Source organism: Paracoccus sp. SSK6, assembly GCF_039770665.1.
Taxonomy (GTDB): Bacteria; Pseudomonadota; Alphaproteobacteria; order Rhodobacterales; family Rhodobacteraceae; genus Paracoccus.
Genome location: NZ_JBDPNJ010000073.1, coordinates 1 through 2033 on the forward strand (window position 1 = coordinate 1; position 2033 = coordinate 2033).

The 2033-nt window shown below is 66.4% G+C and carries 1 protein-coding gene and 1 pseudogene; one reads left to right on the forward strand and one right to left on the reverse strand.

Translation table 11 applies throughout. The features are described from left to right. The coding region (locus tag AAIL68_RS17355) for a siderophore-interacting protein (protein ID WP_347141040.1) at nucleotides 1–1071 on the reverse strand (1071 nt) is incomplete at its 3' end. Nucleotides 1072–1212: 141 nt separating this feature from the next. Here AAIL68_RS17355 and AAIL68_RS17360 point away from each other — a divergent pair. Further along, a pseudogene (locus AAIL68_RS17360) lies at nucleotides 1213–2033 on the forward strand (strawberry notch C-terminal domain-containing protein); the annotation flags it as partial.

A 2033-nucleotide genomic window follows, 5' to 3' on the forward strand; every position in this document is an offset into this window, starting at 1 on the left:
GGCCGAACTGTGATGCGGCTCCTCCGCCATTTCCCCAGCCATGCCGCGCCGCCAATAGGCTGCAACCATGTGCCGGTCGCGCGGCATCTTCCAGATCGAACGGACGTGACGGCGGATGTCGCGGAATGCGTCGAACTCGCATCCGGCCCAGACATAAAGATCGCCGGACGGCTGCCGCCGGGCAAGCGCCTCGACCAGCAGCCGCGTTGTGCCGGGCGCGGCGCCACGCCGATGCAGCCACTCCACCGGGCCGGTCAGAACCTGTTCGTCCTCGGGACCGTCCACCTCGATGATCGCCTCGCACCTGCTGTCCGGCGACGCAGCCTCCAGCATCCGGGCGATGGCTGGCAGCGCCGTCTCGTCCCCCAGCAACAGCACCCGTGACGCCTGGGGGATCGCCCCGCCGCCCGGACCCAGCAGACCCGCCACATCGCCTGGGCGGCACGTCGCAGCCCAGCCACCGGCCGATCTCTCAGCGGTGGGATGGAGCACGAAGTCGATATCGACCTCGCCCCGCGCCAGATCGACATGGCGGATGGTATAGACGCGCGCCAGCACGGCATCCGCTCCGGTCGGGAAGCTTAGAGCGCCGCTGGCGGTGAGTATTGGCCAGACCGGCGGCAAGTTTGCGGGGCGATCTTTTGGGGGTAGCAGCAGACGGACGTGAAGCTCCTCCAGCGGCAGGTCTTCCAGGTCTGGAACAGCGAAGGTCACCCGCTGCATCGAGGGGGTCAGACGGCGCGAGGCCGTGACGCGCGCCTCGCGGAAGAAGGGCGGAGTGCCGTGGGACTGGCCATCGCCCTTCCAGTCAAGCTCAACGTCCTCTGCCAGATATTCGCGAATATGATCCACGAAGATCAGCTTCATATAGCTGAGGCCGATGGGGTTGATCCCCGCAGCCGCGACGAAAAGCGCCTCTCCGTCCCGCCGCACCTCGAAGCTGCCCAGCGGCAATTGCATCCGCCAGCGACCGGTTTCCAATCCCGTGATGTATTCTGGATGATCCGCCGCAAAGCGGAACATGGCAGCGGCGCCGTGAGGATGATCAAGCCGGGTATTCGCGTGCAGCATGGCGTCTCGGATGCAGGAGGTCTCTGGCTGCGGCAAAGCGTGGCTGGAACCCGTGTAACCCAAGACATGGCCAGCGGCCAGATCTTCAATGGCTATCCGGCCATGGTTCGCAAGTGGCGGCTGACACTCACCGACGACACCGGCCTCAAGGATGATCTGCCGCCCATCACGACCTGGCTCAACCCCCTGCTGGCGCTGATCATCGGGATGCAGGGGATCCTGTTCACCGCCTTCGAGCAGCTTCTCGCCGCAAAGATCGACGGCGCCGTCGTCGCGGGCACCTATGACATGGGCTTGGAAATCCTGCGGGCCGAGAGCTTTGCGGTCATGGACCGGCAGGTGATCCATACCCATCCGCGCACGGGGGCCGAGACCCGGCTGCTCACCCTCCGGCAGCGCGAGCGCAACCATCCCACCCCCGTCAAGGACGCGCGCTCCTGGCTGGAGCAGGAGCCAAAGGCGAAGCTGCTGATCAACGAACGCTCGGACGGGCGGTGGTCGAGATCCCTGCGACCAGCATCATGCTTGATGACGGCGAGATCATCCGCCGGATCCGCCTGATCTGGCCGATGGAGAGGGTCAATATCGCGGTTGACCGGATGGCCGAAACCGCCTGGGTCGCCGCCGATCCTGTCCCCTTCCGCAAGGCCTGGTGTTCCGAGGTCGCGGAGGTGCCGGAGTTCTCCGAGGCCGAACTGCACATGGTGACCGGCCTCCTGCTGCCGATCCGGAAACACCTGCCTGCCAAGTCCACGCGCGTCTACCGGTTGCAGACCGACGGAGGCGAACGGATCATCGGTCGCCGGGTTTCGGCCGCCTGGGCTGCATCCGCCAGCGCCGCCGGGCCGACCAGCCTGTCCGCAGAAGAGGCCTTCGCAGCGCTGACGGACGGGAAAACCATCCTCGATCTCGCCGAGAACCTGCAGTTGCGCCACGCGCGGGTGATGGGCGCCTGGGATCGA